At 69.1% G+C, this 14,857-nt stretch carries 13 protein-coding genes; 8 read left to right on the forward strand and 5 right to left on the reverse strand.

The window, feature by feature from the left end; all coding sequences use genetic code 11:
• Positions 1 to 452 precede the first annotated feature (452 nt).
• From ccrA to pssA, 7 genes are all read left to right on the forward strand, one after another.
• Positions 453 to 1,790 carry a crotonyl-CoA carboxylase/reductase gene (gene ccrA, locus ACFWY6_RS35555; RefSeq protein ID WP_384699534.1) on the forward strand — a complete coding sequence of 446 codons (1,338 nt, stop codon included), beginning with the start codon at positions 453 to 455 and terminating at the stop codon, positions 1,788 to 1,790.
• 17 nt (positions 1,791 to 1,807) lie between these two features.
• Positions 1,808 to 3,835, forward strand: coding sequence for a protein meaA (locus ACFWY6_RS35560; RefSeq protein WP_384699536.1), 2,028 nt, complete (start codon positions 1,808 to 1,810; stop codon positions 3,833 to 3,835).
• On the forward strand, positions 3,832 to 4,797 hold the full coding sequence (locus ACFWY6_RS35565; RefSeq protein WP_135333644.1) for a CoA ester lyase: 966 nt from the start codon (positions 3,832 to 3,834) through the stop codon (positions 4,795 to 4,797). The genes ACFWY6_RS35560 and ACFWY6_RS35565 overlap by 4 nt, the downstream gene beginning before the upstream one ends.
• A gap of 5 nt (positions 4,798 to 4,802) precedes the next feature.
• Positions 4,803 to 5,333 carry a MaoC family dehydratase gene (locus tag ACFWY6_RS35570; RefSeq protein WP_384699538.1) on the forward strand — a complete coding sequence of 177 codons (531 nt, stop codon included), beginning with the start codon at positions 4,803 to 4,805 and terminating at the stop codon, positions 5,331 to 5,333.
• Positions 5,334 to 5,335: 2 nt separating this feature from the next.
• Complete coding sequence (locus tag ACFWY6_RS35575; protein WP_384699540.1) at positions 5,336 to 6,541, forward strand: acyl-CoA dehydrogenase family protein; 1,206 nt, start codon at positions 5,336 to 5,338, stop codon at positions 6,539 to 6,541.
• 171 nt (positions 6,542 to 6,712) lie between these two features.
• Complete coding sequence (locus tag ACFWY6_RS35580; RefSeq protein WP_266872067.1) at positions 6,713 to 7,369, forward strand: phosphatidylserine decarboxylase; 657 nt, start codon at positions 6,713 to 6,715, stop codon at positions 7,367 to 7,369.
• Positions 7,356 to 8,210 (forward strand): CDP-diacylglycerol--serine O-phosphatidyltransferase, encoded by an 855-nt coding sequence (pssA, locus tag ACFWY6_RS35585; protein ID WP_360764405.1) that lies wholly within the window; start codon positions 7,356 to 7,358, stop codon positions 8,208 to 8,210. The genes ACFWY6_RS35580 and pssA overlap by 14 nt, the downstream gene beginning before the upstream one ends.
• A 150-nt stretch (positions 8,211 to 8,360) precedes the next feature.
• Here the strand turns inward: pssA and ACFWY6_RS35590 are convergent, their stop codons facing one another.
• From ACFWY6_RS35590 to ACFWY6_RS35610, 5 genes are read right to left on the reverse strand one after another with little or no spacing between them, the layout of a single operon-like run.
• On the reverse strand, positions 8,361 to 9,626 hold the full coding sequence (locus tag ACFWY6_RS35590) for an ABC transporter substrate-binding protein (protein WP_384699542.1): 1,266 nt from the start codon (positions 9,624 to 9,626) through the stop codon (positions 8,361 to 8,363).
• Positions 9,623 to 10,747 carry a branched-chain amino acid ABC transporter permease gene (locus ACFWY6_RS35595; protein ID WP_384699544.1) on the reverse strand — a complete coding sequence of 375 codons (1,125 nt, stop codon included), beginning with the start codon at positions 10,745 to 10,747 and terminating at the stop codon, positions 9,623 to 9,625. Before ACFWY6_RS35595 ends, ACFWY6_RS35590 begins: the two co-directional genes overlap by 4 nt.
• The gene (locus ACFWY6_RS35600) at positions 10,740 to 11,630 is read right to left on the reverse strand and encodes a branched-chain amino acid ABC transporter permease (protein WP_384699546.1); all 891 of its coding nucleotides are present in this window, start codon (positions 11,628 to 11,630) and stop codon (positions 10,740 to 10,742) included. Before ACFWY6_RS35600 ends, ACFWY6_RS35595 begins: the two co-directional genes overlap by 8 nt.
• Complete coding sequence (locus tag ACFWY6_RS35605) at positions 11,627 to 12,442, reverse strand: ABC transporter ATP-binding protein (protein ID WP_384699548.1); 816 nt, start codon at positions 12,440 to 12,442, stop codon at positions 11,627 to 11,629. Before ACFWY6_RS35605 ends, ACFWY6_RS35600 begins: the two co-directional genes overlap by 4 nt.
• Positions 12,439 to 13,251: an ABC transporter ATP-binding protein gene (locus ACFWY6_RS35610; RefSeq protein ID WP_384699550.1), complete on the reverse strand. Its 813-nt coding sequence runs from the start codon at positions 13,249 to 13,251 to the stop codon at positions 12,439 to 12,441. The genes ACFWY6_RS35605 and ACFWY6_RS35610 overlap by 4 nt, the downstream gene beginning before the upstream one ends.
• A gap of 223 nt (positions 13,252 to 13,474) precedes the next feature.
• Here ACFWY6_RS35610 and ACFWY6_RS35615 point away from each other — a divergent pair, with 223 nt between their 5' ends.
• The gene (locus tag ACFWY6_RS35615) at positions 13,475 to 14,674 is read left to right on the forward strand and encodes a PucR family transcriptional regulator (protein WP_384699552.1); all 1,200 of its coding nucleotides are present in this window, start codon (positions 13,475 to 13,477) and stop codon (positions 14,672 to 14,674) included.
• Positions 14,675 to 14,857: the final 183 nt, after the last annotated feature.

A 14,857-nucleotide genomic window follows, 5' to 3' on the forward strand; every position in this document is an offset into this window, starting at 1 on the left:
TATGTTTCTGGTGCTCTTCTCCAGCGGAGGGGGTGCGGGGCGAGTGCGCTGCGGCTCAATAGAGGTGTGTGCTGGGGGTGGGGGGGGCGCCCCCCCCCGGTCCCCCCCCCCCCTCCGCCATGCCCGCACGCCCTCTGACCTGCACTGATCGATCATCTATCAAAAACTCATGGCACCCAGTGTCTTGTCACTTGGCACGCGGTGCCATACGTTGATGTTGTCCGGGCGGCCGGCGTGCAGAGAACTTCCGTACGCCGGCTGTCCCCACAAGCCACGGCTCGTGCGCCCGGACGCCTGCGTCACAGGCAACCTCCCGCGCCACACCAAGCGCTGCCGAGCTTCACCCTCCGCCGAACCGACGGCACACCCTCACAAGCACCAGCAGCACCCGACGTAACCCTCAAGAGCGTGTTCCCCTCAGAGGGGGACCGCACTTCGCCGGAGGCATCACCGTGAAGGAAATCCTGGACGCGATTCAGTCGCAGGACGCCAAGTCCGCCGACTTCGCCGCTCTCCCCCTGCCCGACTCGTACCGCGCGATCACCGTGCACAAGGACGAGACGGACATGTTCGCCGGGCTCGAGACCCGCGACAAGGACCCCCGCAAGTCGCTGCACCTGGACAACGTTCCCGTGCCGGAACTCGGCCCTGGAGAGGCCCTGGTGGCCGTCATGGCCTCCTCGGTCAACTACAACTCCGTGTGGACCTCGATCTTCGAGCCGATGTCGACCTTCGGCTTCCTGGAGCGCTACGGCCGCCTGAGCGAGCTCACCAAGCGCCACGACCTGCCGTACCACGTCATCGGCTCCGACCTCGCGGGCGTCGTCCTGCGCACCGGCCCCGGCGTGAACGCCTGGAACCCGGGCGACGAGGTCGTCGCGCACTGTCTGAGCGTCGAGCTTGAGTCCTCCGACGGCCACAACGACACGATGCTCGACCCCGAGCAGCGCATCTGGGGCTTCGAGACGAACTTCGGCGGCCTCGCGGAGATCGCCCTGGTCAAGTCCAACCAGCTGATGCCCAAGCCGGACCACCTGAGCTGGGAAGAGGCCGCATCGCCCGGCCTGGTGAACTCCACCGCGTACCGCCAGCTGGTCTCGCGCAACGGCGCCGGCATGAAGCAGGGCGACAACGTCCTGATCTGGGGCGCCAGCGGCGGCCTCGGCTCCTACGCCACCCAGTTCGCCCTGGCCGGCGGCGCCAACCCGATCTGTGTCGTCTCCAGCCCGGAGAAGGCCGCCATCTGCGAGGCCATGGGCGCCGAAGCGGTCATCGACCGCAACGCCGAAGGCTACAAGTTCTGGAAGGACGAGCACACCCAGGACCCCAAGGAGTGGAAGCGCTTCGGCAAGCGCATCCGCGAGCTGACCGGCGGCGAGGACGTGGACATCGTCTTCGAGCACCCCGGCCGCGAGACCTTCGGCGCCTCGGTCTACGTCACGCGCAAGGGCGGCACGATCGTCACCTGCGCCTCGACCTCGGGCTACAACCACGAGTACGACAACCGCTACCTGTGGATGTCCCTGAAGAAGATCGTCGGCTCGCACTTCGCCAACTACCGCGAGGCGTGGGAGGCCAACCGCCTGATCGCCAAGGGCAAGATCCACCCCACGCTCTCCCGCGTCTACTCCCTCGAAGAGACCGGGCAGGCCGCCTACGACGTGCACCGCAACCTCCACCAGGGCAAGGTCGGCGTCCTCGCGCTCGCGCCCCAGGAGGGCCTCGGCGTGCGCGACCCGGAGATGCGGGCCAAGCACATCGACGCGATCAACCGCTTCCGGAACATCTGAAGGCCGAGGGTTCGTACATGACAGAGCGTCAGAAGGACCGGCCGTGGCTCATGCGGACCTACGCCGGTCACTCCACGGCCGAGGCGTCCAACGAGCTGTACCGGCGCAACCTCGCCAAAGGTCAGACGGGCCTCTCGGTCGCGTTCGACCTGCCCACGCAGACCGGCTACGACCCGGACCACATCCTCGCCCGCGGCGAGGTCGGCCGGGTCGGAGTCCCCGTCTCGCACGTCGGCGACATGCGGCGCCTGTTCCAGGACATCCCCCTGGAGCAGATGAACACCTCGATGACGATCAACGCCACGGCCATGTGGCTCCTGGCGCTCTATCAGGTGGTGGCGGAGGAGCAGGGCGCGGACATCACGCAGCTCCAGGGGACGACGCAGAACGACATCGTCAAGGAGTACCTGTCGCGCGGGACGCACGTCTTCCCGCCGGGCCCCTCCCTCCGCCTCACCACCGACATGATCACGTACACGGTGGCGAACATCCCCAAGTGGAACCCCATCAACATCTGCAGCTACCACCTGCAGGAGGCCGGGGCCACTCCGGTGCAGGAGATCGCGTACGCGATGTCCACCGCCGTCGCCGTGCTCGACGCCGTACGCGACTCGGGACAGGTCCCCGAGGAGAAGTTCGGTGACGTCGTCGCCCGTATCTCCTTCTTCGTGAACGCGGGTGTCCGCTTCATCGAGGAGATGTGCAAGATGCGCGCCTTCGGCCGCATCTGGGACCAGATCACCCGCGAGCGGTACGGCATCACCAACCCCAAGCAGCGCCGCTTCCGCTACGGCGTGCAGGTCAACTCCCTTGGCCTGACCGAGGCCCAGCCGGAGAACAACGTCCAGCGCATCGTCCTGGAGATGCTGGCCGTCACGCTCTCCAAGGACGCACGCGCGCGTGCCGTGCAGCTGCCCGCCTGGAACGAGGCGCTCGGTCTGCCCCGGCCGTGGGACCAGCAGTGGTCGCTGCGCATCCAGCAGGTGCTCGCGCATGAGAGCGACCTCCTGGAGTACGCGGACATCTTCGAGGGCTCGCACGTCATCGAGGCCAAGGTGGAGTCCCTCGTCGAGGAGTCCCTGGCCGAGATCGACCGCATCGAGCAGATGGGCGGCGCGATGGCCGCCGTCGAGTCCGGCTACCTGAAGTCGCAGCTGGTCTCCTCGCACGCCGAGCGCAGGGCCCGCATCGAGAGCGGCCAGGAGAAGATCGTCGGCGTCAACGTGTACGAGTCGACCGAGCCGAGCCCGCTCACTTCGGACCTGGACACCGCGATCATGACCGTCGACCCGGCGGTCGAGAACCGCGTGGTGAACGCACTCAAGCACTGGCGCGACACCCGCTACCAGCCGCCGTTCAACCACCCGCGCCCCTGCAAGGCCCTGGAGCGCCTCAAGGAGGTCGCCGCCGGCACGGGCAACCTCATGGAGGCCACCCTGGAGTGCGCACGCGCCGGCGTGACGACCGGGGAGTGGTCCGGCGCCCTGCGGGAGGTCTTCGGCGAGTTCCGGGCCCCCACGGGCGTTTCGAGCGCTCCGGTGGCCGTGACCGCCGAGGCCGGCACACCGCTCGCCCTCGTGCGCGACAAGGTCGCCAAGACCGCCGCCGATCTCGGCACCGGCAAGCTCCGCTTCCTGGTCGGCAAGCCGGGCCTCGACGGGCACTCCAACGGCGCCGAGCAGATCGCGGTACGCGCGCGTGACGCCGGCTTCGAAGTGGTCTACCAGGGCATCAGACTCACGCCCGAGCAGATCGTCGACGCCGCGCTCGCCGAGGACGTACACGCCGTTGGCCTGTCGATCCTCTCGGGCTCGCACGCACAGCTCGTACCGGACGTCCTGGTGCGGCTGCGCGAGGCGGGGGCGCCCGACATACCCGTGATCGCGGGCGGCATCATCCCCAACAGCGACGCCGAGGACCTGAAGGCGGCGGGTGTGGCCGCCGTCTTCACCCCCAAGGACTTCGGCATCACCGAGATCATCGGCCGTATCGTCGACGAGATCCGGAAAGCGAACAAGCTCGACCCTCTGGAGGTCCCCGCATGACCGCGCCCATCAACCGCCTGCGCCCGCGCCGTTCGTGTCTGGCGGTTCCCGGCTCCAACCCGCGCTTCCTGGAGAAGGCCCAGGGCCTCCCCGCCGACCAGGTCTTCCTCGACCTGGAGGACGCCTGCGCGCCGCTCGCCAAGCCGGAGGCCCGGCACACCATCGTCAAGTTCCTCAACGAGGGCGACTGGACGGGCAAGACGCGGGTCGTGCGCGTCAACGACTGGACGACCGAGTGGACGTACCGCGACGTCGTCACGGTCGTCGAGGGCGCGGGCCAGAACCTCGACTGCATCATGCTGCCGAAGGTGCAGACGGCCGACCAGGTCGTCGCGCTCGATCTGCTCCTGACCCAGATCGAGAAGACGATGGGCTTCGAGGTCGGCAAGATCGGCATCGAGGCGCAGATCGAGAACGCGCAGGGCCTCAACAACGTCAACGCGATCGCGCAGGCTTCCCCGCGCGTCGAGACGATCATCTTCGGCCCGGCCGACTTCATGGCGTCGATCAACATGAAGTCCCTGGTCGTCGGCGAGCAGCCGCCCGGCTACCCCGCCGACGCCTACCACTTCATCCTGATGAAGATCCTGATGGCCGCCCGCGCCAACAACCTCCAGGCGATCGACGGCCCTTACCTGCAGATCAAGAACGTCGACGGCTACCGCGAGGTCGCCAACCGCGCCGCGGCGCTCGGCTTCGACGGCAAGTGGGTGCTGCACCCCGGTCAGGTCGAGGCGGCCAACGAGGTCTTCTCGCCCTCCCAGGAGGACTTCGACCACGCCGAGCTGATCCTGGACGCGTACGAGTGGTGCACCTCCGAGGCCGGCGGCAAGAAGGGCTCGGCGATGCTCGGCGACGAGATGATCGACGAGGCCAGCCGCAAGATGGCCCTGGTCATCTCCGGCAAGGGGCGTGCCGCCGGCATGACCCGCACCTCCAAGTTCGAAGCCCCGGAGGCGTAAGACTCATGCAGTTCGGCCGCACCTACGAAGAGTTCACCGTCGGGGACGTCTACAAGCACTGGCCCGGAAAGACGGTCACCGAGTACGACGACCACCTCTTCTGCCTCCTGACGATGAACCACCACCCCCTCCACATGGACATCAACTATGCGGAGAAGACGACCGACTTCGGGAAGAACGTCGTCGTGGGCAACTACATCTACTCGCTGCTCCTGGGCATGTCCGTGCCGGACGTCTCGGGCAAGGCGATCGCCAACCTGGAGGTCGAATCGCTCAAGCACGTGGCGCCGACCTTCCACGGCGACACGATCTACGGCGAGACGACCGTCCTGGACAAGACCCCGTCGAAGTCGAAGAACGACCGCGGGATCGTCTACGTGGAGACCAAGGGCTACAAGCAGGACGGCACGCTGGTCTGTGTGTTCCGCCGCAAGGTGATGGTGCCCACCGAGACGTACATCAAGGAGCGCGGCGGCGAGCAGCCCGGCCGCCCGGAGCTGGTGGACACCCCCAAGAAGAGCCAGGAGAAGAAGTAGCCATGAGCCGACTCGCGCAGACCGCCGGTCTCACCGACATCCAGCAGGAGATCCTCTCCACCGTCCGGGACTTCGTCGACAAGGAGATCATTCCGGTCGCGACGGAACTCGAGCACCGCGACGAGTACCCGCAGCAGATCGTGGACGGCCTCAAGGAGTTGGGCCTCTTCGGCCTGATGATCCCGGAGGAGTACGGCGGTCTGGGCGAGTCGCTTCTCACGTACGCGCTGTGCGTCGAGGAGATAGCGCGTGGCTGGATGTCGGTCTCCGGCATCATCAACACCCACTTCATCGTGGCCTACATGCTCAAGCAGCACGGCACGCAGGAGCAGAAGGACGCCTTCCTGCCGCGGATGGCGGCCGGCGAGGTGCGCGGCGCGTTCTCCATGTCGGAGCCGGGGCTCGGCTCCGATGTGTCGGCAATCACGTCCAAGGGCGTCAAGGACGGCGACGAGTACGTTCTCAACGGTCAGAAGATGTGGCTGACGAACGGCGGAACGTCGACTCTGGTGGCCGTTCTGTGCCGAAGTGACGAAGGACACCCCGAGGGCACGGCGCCGCACAAGTCGATGACGACCTTCCTCGTCGAGAAGGAGCCCGGTTTCGGAGAGGTCCGCCCCGGCCTCACCATCCCCGGGAAGATCGACAAGATGGGTTACAAGGGCGTCGACACGACCGAACTCATCATGGACGGACTGCGCATTCCGGCCAATCGCGTACTTGGCGGGGTCACCGGCCGAGGGTTTTACCAAATGATGGACGGCGTCGAAGTCGGCCGCGTGAATGTCGCGGCGCGTGGCTGCGGCGTCGCACAGCGTGCATTTGAGCTGGGTGTCTCGTATGCCCAGCAACGCCACACTTTCGGCAAGGCGATCGCCCAGCACCAGGCGATTCAGTTCAAGCTGGCCGAGATGGCTACCAAGGTCGAGGCCGCCCATGCGATGATGGTGAACGCAGCACGCAAAAAGGACTCCGGGGAACGAAATGACCTCGAAGCAGGGATGGCGAAGTACCTCGCGTCCGAATACTGCAAAGAAGTCGTAGAGGACGCGTTCCGGATTCATGGCGGTTACGGCTTCTCGAAGGAGTACGAGATCGAGCGCCTCTACCGTGAGGCTCCGATGCTGCTGATCGGTGAAGGTACCGCCGAAATCCAGAAAATGATCATTGGTCGGCGACTGCTCGAAGAGTATCGATTCCAGGGCTAGATGTCTGATTTGGGGTGTTTTGGTCGAGAAGAAGATCACACCCTGTCAACACTCTTCGGCCGTCGACTCAGCTTCCTGGCTTGCCCAGTTGTGGCTCGCAACCGATAGCATCCCGGAAAAGCCGCCGTCCCCCCGTCAACTGCGCGGCATCATCCGCTACGAAGGTCATCCATGCCCCACAGCCAAACCTCTGCACCACGCGATGGCATCCTCAAGGGTCGTCTTGCGCGCGGAGCATCGCCGTGGCTCCTGCCGACCGTCGCCACCGCGGCAATCAGCCTCGTCCGCGCGCGTCGCTCCAAGGGCGCCGCGGCCGTCGCCGTACCGACCACCGCGCTCGCTGCGGGCATGCTGTGGTTCTTCCGCGACCCCGAGCGCGAGATCTCCCAGGGCCGGGTCATCTCGCCGGCCGACGGTGTGGTGCAGAGCATCATGCCGTGGAAGGACGGACGCACCCGCGTCGCGATCTTCATGAGCCCGCTGAACGTCCACGTCAACCGCGCGCCCCTCGCGGGCACGGTGACGTCCGTGGAGCACATCCCCGGCGGGTTCGTCCCGGCGTTCAACAAGGAGAGCGAGAACAACGAGCGCGTTGTCTGGCACTTCGACACCGAGCTCGGTGACATCGAGATGATCCAGATCGCGGGCGCGGTCGCGCGGCGCATCGTTCCTTACGTGCCGCAGGGCACGAAGGTCGAGCAGGGCGAGCGCATCGGCCTGATCCGGTTCGGCTCCCGCGTCGACATCTACCTCCCCGAGGGTGTCGAAGTGGACGTCGAGGTCGGTCAGAAGACCGTGGCTGGGGTGACTCGAATTGACCGTGGTTGATCCTGAGACACAGGCCGGCTGGGTTCCCGAGGCCGCGGAGGACGAGGCGGACGAGGAGATGCCTCTCTCACTCCGCCTCTCAATAGCGGACACCCTCACGCTCGGTAATGCCACGTGCGGGTTCATGGCGGTGTACTTCACCACCACGGGCATCCTCATCCCGTACGTGCAGGGAAGCACCGAAAGCGGCATGGCGCGGCACTCCGCCGCGACCGCCGTGATCCTGATGCTCTGCGCGGCCGTCTTCGACCTCTTCGACGGGCTCGTGGCGCGAAAGCTGCGGTCCTCGCCGATGGGCGCGGAGCTGGACAACCTGTCGGACCTGATCAGCTTCGGTCTGGCGCCGGCGTACTTCGTCCTGGTCTACGGCATGGTCGCGGACGACGCGCACCAGAGAGTGGCCGCGGTCGGAGCGATCGTGGTGCTGTTGGCGGTGGTGCTGCGGCTTGCGCGGTTCTCGTGCGTGACCGTGAAGGACGGCACCTTCCAGGGCATGCCCTCGCCGTTCGGCGCGCTGACGGTCGTCTCGATCGTGCTGCTTGAGCTGCCGTTCGTGGCGACGCTGCTCGCGATCATCGGTACGGCGTGGCTCATGGTGAGCCGGGTCGAGTACCCGAAGCCGCGGGGGCCGCTGGCGGTGGCGATGCTGGCGTGGATCGTCGCGGCGATGGGACTCCTCGCCGCGTGGGCCTTCGAGGCACCGGGCGGTCAGCTGCTCCTCCAGACGGGGTGTGCGCTGCAGCTGGTCCTGGGCGCGGTGATTCCCCTCTTCGCGACGGCTCGCCGGGTGAACAACTTCCGGGACAACCGGAGGGAAGCGCGGGCGGCGCAGTTGCCGTAGCGGCGCTTGAACCGTGCTTTGGGGGCCTGAACCGTTTGGTTCAGGCCCCCTTTGCGTACCGTCGATCACCGGCTTCGCCGAGTTCGTCCTCACGGGGTTGGGGAAGATCAAGGCCTGACCAGTGCAGCCCCTGCCTCGTCGAGCCGCTGCTCACGCCCCCGGCGTGTATCCCTCGGCCGCCTCCGAAGCGCCCGGTTCGCGGACGACCGTCATGCCGCCCGTCGCGCTCTTGTCGGGGCGCAGGATCACGCTCTCCTTGGAGGACGGGGACTTGGGGTCGGTGAAGTTCTGTGTGACGCCGAATCCCGTGTCGTACGCGTCGATGGTCAGAAGCGCCTTGTCGACGCCCTCACGGGTGAGGTCCTTGCTCTCGCACGCCTTCTTCAGCGCCTCGCCGAAGACGGAGGCCGCGGTCCAGCCCGCCGTCACGCCGTTGTCGAGGGCGTCCTTGGGGTAGGCCGCCTTGTAGTCGGCGACCAGCTTCTTCGCCGCTGCCGTGTCCGCGCCGATCGGAAGGGTCGGCGATGCCACGTAGTAGTTCTTCGCGAGGGCCGGGCCCGCCTGGGTACCCAGGAGCTGGGGCGAGAACGCCGAGTTGTTGCCGATGATCGGGACGTCGAACTTCCCGGCCGCGGCGACACCCACCAGCGAGGCCGCCTGCCGGGGACCCGCGCTGATGACGATGCCCTTGACGCCGGCCTTCTTCAGGGCGGACACCTGCGCCGTCATGTCGTTGTCGGTCGGCTTGATCTTCTGCTCGACGACGGTGAGGCCCGCCTCCTTCGCCATGTGCCGGGAGCCCTTCAGGGCGCTCTCGCCGTAGTCGCCCTCGAAGTAGACATGGCCGAGCTTGTCGCCCTTCTTGAGGCCCTTCTCCTTCATCAGGAAGTCGATCGCGTTGATCGTCTCCAGGTCGTACGTCGAGCCGACCACCCGCACATACGGGCTGCCGAGCAGATTCGCCGACCAGGCCTGCGGCAGGACAAGGCCCTTGTTGCCGTCGACGCGTTGTTTGACGGCGGCGACGAAGGGCGAGCCGATGAACTGGGCGAAGCCGAGGACGTCCGGCTCCAGTTCGGTGTACGCGGCGACCGCCTTCTGGGGGTCGTAGCCGTGGTCGCGGACGGTCAGCTTCAGCTTGTAGCCGCAGATGCCGCCGTCGGCGTTGGTCTGCTTGACGTAGAGCTGCTGGGCCTGGGTGACGCTCTTGCCGAGGGTCGCGTAGACGCCGGTCATGTCGGTGAGCACGCCGAGGTTGATCGTCTTCCCGGAGATGCCGTCGCCGGTCTTGACCCCGCCCGCGCCCTTCTTGTCGCCGTCGTCGTCGTTCGCCTTGGAGCTGCAGGCCGCCAGGGCCAGCAGCGCGGCGAGCGCCGTGACCGCCGCGGTGGCCCGCTTCCGTGTGCGTGAACTCATCGTTCCTCCCCTGATTCCACTGAAGCCCGGCCTGACCTCGGCCTGGAGCGCCGGGCGGCGATGCCGGCAAGGCCGCCGGGCAGGAAAAGGACCACCGCCACGACGGCGGCGCCGTACAGGTACCGGGACGCCTCACCCGGTGTGATCCCGCCGGTGCCGGGGGCCGAGACCAGCGGCAGCGCGTCGCTGTAGCGGGTCAGGAGCTGGGGCAGCAGGGACACCACGGCGGCACCGGCCACCGCGCCCGCGACCGAGCCGAGGCCGCCGATGACGATCATGGCGAGGTATTCGAGGGACAGCGTCATGCCGAAGTAGTCCGGCACGGTGCGCTGGAAGACCAGGGCGAGCAGCACCCCGGCCAGGCCCGCGTACATCGACGACAGGACGAAGACACCGGCCCGGTAGCGGGCGACGGGCACGCCGATGACGCCCGCGGCGATGCGGTGGTCGCGGATGGCGTTCATGGCGCGCCCTGGGCGTCCGCGCAGCACGCCGCGGGCGAAGAGTCCGCAGCCGACGAGGAGGACGAGCCCCGCGTACCAGAGCTTCTCCGATGCCCCGAACGGCACGGCGGCGACGACGAGTTCACTGTCGTCGAAGGTGATCCCGAAGAGACTCAGGGGCGGTACGTCGCGGCCGTTGGAACCGCCCGTCAGATCATGGGCGTTGAAGAGCACATGCTGCCCGATGAAGATCAGCGCGAGGGTCGCGATGCCGAGGTACGCGCCGCGCAGGCGTCCCGCGATGGGGCTGAAGAGCCCGCCCGCCAGGCCCGCGATGGCGACGGCGAGCGCGGCGGCGATCCAGGTCGGCAGGCCGAGCCCGGTCAGGCCGCCCTCGCCGTCCCCCGCAAGGACGCAGTATCCGTACGCGCCGATGGCGAGGAAGAAGGCGTGCCCCATGGAGAGTTGGCCGGTCGCGCCGGTGAGCAGGTTGATGCCGATCGCGCCGATCGCGGCCGCCATGGCGAAGAGCCCCGCCTGCAGCCAGAACCGGTCGAGGTAGAAGGGCAGGGCGAGCAGGAGCACCGCCCCCGCGGCCCAGACGTAGGCCCGGGGGCTGCGCAGTGCCGTACAACTGCGGGAGCGCAACTCACGGCCGCGGGCCAGGACTTCAGACACGGGCGAGCTCCTTCGTGCCGAAGAGTCCGGCGGGCCGGATGAGGAGGATGACGGTCATGACGAGATAGGGCGCCAGATCGCCCAACCCCCGGCCCAGGAAGGTGAGTTCGCTCTGGTATCCGGTGGCGAGCGACTCCGTCACGCCCACCACGATGCCGCCGACCAGAGCCCCCGTGGTGGAGTCGAGGCCGCCGAGGATCGCTGCGGGGAACGCCTTCAACGCGGCGAGCGATGTGGCCCGTTCGAGCCCGGGGGTCGGGAAGACGGTGAGGAAGAGCGCGGCCACGGCGGCGAGCCCGCCCGCCACGGCCCACGCGCCGAGCGAGACCCTGCCGAGCCGTACGCCCATCAGCGCGGCGGTCTCCGGGCTCTCGGCGGCGGCGCGCATCGCCACGCCCCAGGAGGTGTACCGGAAGGCGAGCAGGAAGACGGCGATGAGGAGGGCCGCGGCGACGAACGCTGCGATCCTCGTGTGGGCGAGGGAGATCGACCCCACCGTGAGCACGGAGTCGCCCCACGGGTCGCCGAGCGCGAGCACGTCGGTGCCGAGGCGCCGGGTGAGTTCGGTGGTGAGCAGGATGTCGACGCCGATGGTGACGATGGCGAGCACACTGTGGTCGGCGCCCCGGTAGCGGCGCATGACGAGGAACTCGACGGCGGCGCCGACCACCGCGGCGCCCGCGATGCCGACGAGCAGCGCCGACCAGAAGCCGATGTCGTCGTGGAGCGACGCGGTGATGTAGCCGCCCGCCAGAAGCAGCGAGGCGTGCGCGAAGTTCACCACTTCGGTGGCGCGGAAGATGACGACGAAGCCGAGGGCGATCAGGGCGTAGACGGAGCCCATCGAGAGGCCGTTGAGGAGGAGTTCGACGAAGGTGGTCACCGGGTGCCCTCCCCCAGGTAGGCCCGCACGACCGCCGGGTCGTTCTGTACGTCCGCCGGGGTGCCGTCGGCGATGCGGCGTCCGAAGTCCAGTACGGTCACCGCGTCCGCGAGCCGCATCACCACCCCCATGTCGTGTTCCACCAGGACGATCGAGATGCCGAGGCTGTCGCGTACGCCGGCGATGACGGCGGCGGTGCGGCGCCGCTCGTCCGCGGTCATCCCCGCCACGGGTTCGTCGAGAAGCAGCAGCCGGGGTTCCATGCACAGGGCGCGGGCGAGTTCGGCGAGCTTCTGCTGCCCGTAGGGCAACGAGCCCGCAGGCGCTTCGAGTTGACGCTCGATGCCGACGAACGCGGCGATCTCCCGGACCCGTTCGCGGTGCAGACGCTCCTCGCGGGCGGCCGACGGCAGGCGCAGCCCCGCTGCCACGAAGCCGGTGCGGGTGAGCCGGTGGCGGCCCAGCATCAGGCTGTCGGCGACGGTGGCGCGCGGCGGCAGCGCGAGGTTCTGGAAGATCCGCGCGACGCCCAGATCGGCGATGCGGTGCGGCGCCATGGCCGTCAGCTCGTGCTCCCCGAAGCGGACGGTGCCGCCGGTGGCGCGGTACACCCCGGACAGGACGTTGAAGCAGGTGGACTTGCCCGCGCCGTTGGGTCCGATGACGGCGTGCACGGTGCCGGGCCTGACCGTGAAGCTGACGGCGTCGAGCGCGGTGAGACCCGCGAAGCGCACGGTCAACTCCCTTACGTCCAGCGGCGGTACGTCCGCCGCGAGGGGCGGCGCGTCGGCCGCCGGACGGTCTTCGCTCATCGTCGGCCCGCCCATCGCCCGAGCACCGGGAGCGCGCCGACGCCGCGCGACGCGTCGTCCGCCGCGGTCTCGTCGACCACGCCGAGATAGCGGCGGCGCACCTCGTCGGATGCGGCCAGGTCGTCCGCGGGGCCCGCGAGCGCCACTTCGCCGACGTCCAGGACGTACGCATGGGATGCGAGGCGCAGGGCGAGCGCGGCGTTCTGCTCGACCAGCAGGACCGAGGTGCCCTGGGCGTTGATCTCCTGGACGGTTTCGGCGATGCGGGCGGCCATCAACGGGGCGAGTCCGAGGGACGGTTCGTCGAGGAGCAGCAGCTTCGGCGATGCCATCAGGGCCCTGGCCACCGCCAGCATCTGCTGCTCGCCGCCCGAGAGGAGACCGGCGCGCTGGCCTGCGCGCTCGGCGAGCACCGGGAAGAGTTCGTGGACGCGGCTCAGGGCGGTGGCCTTCGCCGCCCGGCTTCCGGCGGAGCCCAGCGCGCCCGCCCGCAGATTGTCCGCGACCGTCATCCGCGCGAACACCCGTCTGCCTTCCGGCACTTGGGAGACCCCGGCGGCCACGACCCGGTCCGCGGACCACCCGTCGACGCGCCGCCCGCCGAAGTGGACCGAGCCCGAGGTGAGCGCCCCTCGGTGGAAGGAGAGGGTGCGCGAAATGGCGCGCAGGAGCGTCGACTTGCCCGCGCCGTTGCCGCCGAGCACGGCGACGACGGCACCGTCCGGTACCTCGATCGACACCTGCCGCAGCGCGCGCACCGGCCCGTATCCGACCGACGCGTCCCGCACCACGAGTCCGGAACCACCCACCTGGGACCCCCTGCTCTCCGCCCGCCCTGCGCGTGGCGCTCACCCCAGCACCGCGCGGGACGCCCGTCCACGGCCCGTGGCCGAATCGCTGCGGGTGACCAGCGGGATCGCCCGCCGGTTGTGCACGGGCACAACACCCCGTGTCAGGGGCCTGCCGGGGGCGGCCGGGCGGTGGCATCCTCCGCTCCAAGAGGGGCTACGGGCGGCGGCGAGGGGGAACACCGTGAGCGGGCGCAGGCCTCGGACGGGTCACGACTGGAAGGTGCTCGAGGAGGCGTGCAGGGCGCTGCTGCCCCGCATCCCCGAGCTGGTGGACGAACATCTGCGGCAGCTCTCCGAGCACTCCCCGGTGTACGCGCGGGTGCTTCCGTACGACCAGCAGTGGCAGGACGCCGAGGAGGCGATGCGGATCGGCATCGAGACGATCTCGGCGCCGCGCGCGTCGCCGCGCCGCGATCTGGAGTACGCCGAGGAGGCGGGGCGGCGGCGGGCGCAGCAGGGCCTGCCGCTCGACCTGGTGGTGCACTCGTACCGCAACGCGGGCTATCTGGTCTGGGACGCGCTCCTGGAAGGCACGGCCGGGCAGGACCCGGAACGCCTCGCGGTCCTGATGCGCTCGGCGACGATGGTGTGGTCGGCGGTGGACGCGCAGGCGGCGGCCGCGTCCGACGCGTACCGGGCGACGGAGATGGAGCTGCGGCGGCGCACCGACGAGCAGCTGCAGGCGCTGCTCGACGCGCTTCTGGAGGGCCAGTCCGCTCCCGGGCTCGCCGCGCGGGTGGCCGCGGGTCTTGATCTGCCGGAGCGGGGGCCGTACGCGGTGGTGGTGCTGCGGGCCGAGCGGCGGGACGGGCGTGCGGCGTTCCACCGGCAGATCCAGCAGGCCGGGTTCCGTTTCGTCTGGCGGATGCGGGCGGACCGGGAGGTGGGGGTGGTCGCGCTGGGCGCGGAGGAGGGCCTTGACGCGCTGGCCACCGCGCTGGACGGGCGCTGCCCCGGTCCCGGCGGGATCAGCCCCGTGGTGGCGGGCCTCGCCGAGCTCGGCCACGCGCGGCGGCTCGCGGAACTGGCCCTGCGGACGTGCCCGCCGGACGCGAGCGGGATCGTACGACTGGATCAGCGGATGCCGACGGCGCTTGTGGTGAGCCAGCCGGAGCTGGCGGGGCGCCTGGTGTCCGACGTGCTCGGGGAGGTGCTCGCCCTCGAACCGGGGGATCGGGCGGTGCTGCTTGAGACGCTGGACGCGTGGCTGGTGTGCGAGGGGTCCGCCGGGCGGGCGGCCGGGCGTCTGTACTGCCACCGGAACACGGTGTTCAACCGCTTGCGGCGGTTGGAGCAGCTGACCTCGCGGTCGTTGGCCCGGCCTCGGGATCTGATGGAGATGACGCTGGCGTTGGATGCGTATCGGCTGACGCCGGGGTGAGGCGGCCCTGGGAGGAGCCCGGGGGTGCAGTGACCGTCGATCACCGGCTTCGCCGAGTTCGTCCTCAAACGCCGGACGGGCTGAAAGAGCTCCGGCCGAGTGACGGCTCAATGGCCGGACGGGCGGCACCGGCACAGCGAATCCGCCCCCCCCAGATGCCCCAGGCGATACCGATCCGCAGGC

Origin of the sequence: Streptomyces sp. NPDC059037, from assembly GCF_042740015.1 — a bacterium.
In the GTDB taxonomy this organism is placed as follows: domain Bacteria; phylum Actinomycetota; class Actinomycetes; order Streptomycetales; family Streptomycetaceae; genus Streptomyces.